The 1,472-nt window shown below is 54.6% G+C and carries 1 rRNA gene; it reads left to right on the plus strand.

Going from position 1 to position 1,472, the window contains the following annotated elements:
• Positions 1 to 1,383, plus strand: a 23S ribosomal RNA gene (locus MUG06_RS22730); the annotation flags it as partial.
• Positions 1,384 to 1,472: the final 89 nt, after the last annotated feature.

A 1,472-nucleotide genomic window follows, 5' to 3' on the forward strand; every position in this document is an offset into this window, starting at 1 on the left:
GACGAGGCACTACGGTGCTGAAGTAACTGATACCCTGCTTCCAGGAAAAGCCTCTAAGCATCAGGTAACACAAAATCGTACCCCAAACCGACACAGGTGGTCAGGTAGAGAATACCAAGGCGCTTGAGAGAACTCGGGTGAAGGAACTAGGCAAAATGGTGCCGTAACTTCGGGAGAAGGCACGCTGGCGCGTAGGTGAAGGGACTTGCTCCCGGAGCTGAAGCCAGTCGAAGATACCAGCTGGCTGCAACTGTTTATTAAAAACACAGCACTGTGCAAACACGAAAGTGGACGTATACGGTGTGACGCCTGCCCGGTGCCGGAAGGTTAATTGATGGGGTTATCCGCAAGGAGAAGCTCTTGATCGAAGCCCCGGTAAACGGCGGCCGTAACTATAACGGTCCTAAGGTAGCGAAATTCCTTGTCGGGTAAGTTCCGACCTGCACGAATGGCGTAATGATGGCCAGGCTGTCTCCACCCGAGACTCAGTGAAATTGAACTCGCTGTGAAGATGCAGTGTACCCGCGGCAAGACGGAAAGACCCCGTGAACCTTTACTACAGCTTGACACTGAACCTTGAGCCTTGATGTGTAGGATAGGTGGGAGGCTTTGAAGCGCGGACGCCAGTCCGCGTGGAGCCAACCTTGAAATACCACCCTTTAATGCTTGATGTTCTAACGTAGGCCCGTGATCCGGGCTGCGGACAGTGTCTGGTGGGTAGTTTGACTGGGGCGGTCTCCTCCTAAAGAGTAACGGAGGAGCACGAAGGTCAGCTAATCACGGTCGGACATCGTGAGGTTAGTGCAATGGCATAAGCTGGCTTGACTGCGAGAGTGACGGCTCGAGCAGGTGCGAAAGCAGGTCATAGTGATCCGGTGGTTCTGAATGGAAGGGCCATCGCTCAACGGATAAAAGGTACTCCGGGGATAACAGGCTGATACCGCCCAAGAGTTCATATCGACGGCGGTGTTTGGCACCTCGATGTCGGCTCATCACATCCTGGGGCTGAAGTAGGTCCCAAGGGTACGGCTGTTCGCCGTTTAAAGTGGTACGCGAGCTGGGTTTAGAACGTCGTGAGACAGTTCGGTCCCTATCTGCCGTGGGCGCTGGAAAACTGAGGGGGGTTGCTCCTAGTACGAGAGGACCGGAGTGAACGCACCGCTGGTGTTCGGGTTGTCACGCCAGTGGCACTGCCCGGTAGCTAAGTGCGGAAAAGATAAGTGCTGAAAGCATCTAAGCACGAAACTTGCCCCGAGATGAGTTTTCCCTGACCCCTTGAGGGTCCTGAAGGGACGTTGAAGACTACGACGTTGATAGGCCGGGTGTGTAAGCGCAGCGATGCGTTGAGCTAACCGGTACTAATGACCCGTGAGGCTTAACCTTACAACGCCAGAGGCGTTTTGGTTGTAGAGACAGAGATTTTCAGCTTGTTCGACGGATACACCTGCGCGGCGAAAGCGGCGCGGGACAAC

The organism is Pantoea sp. MQR6 (assembly GCF_022761075.1).
Taxonomy (GTDB): domain Bacteria; phylum Pseudomonadota; class Gammaproteobacteria; order Enterobacterales; family Enterobacteriaceae; genus Pantoea; species Pantoea phytostimulans.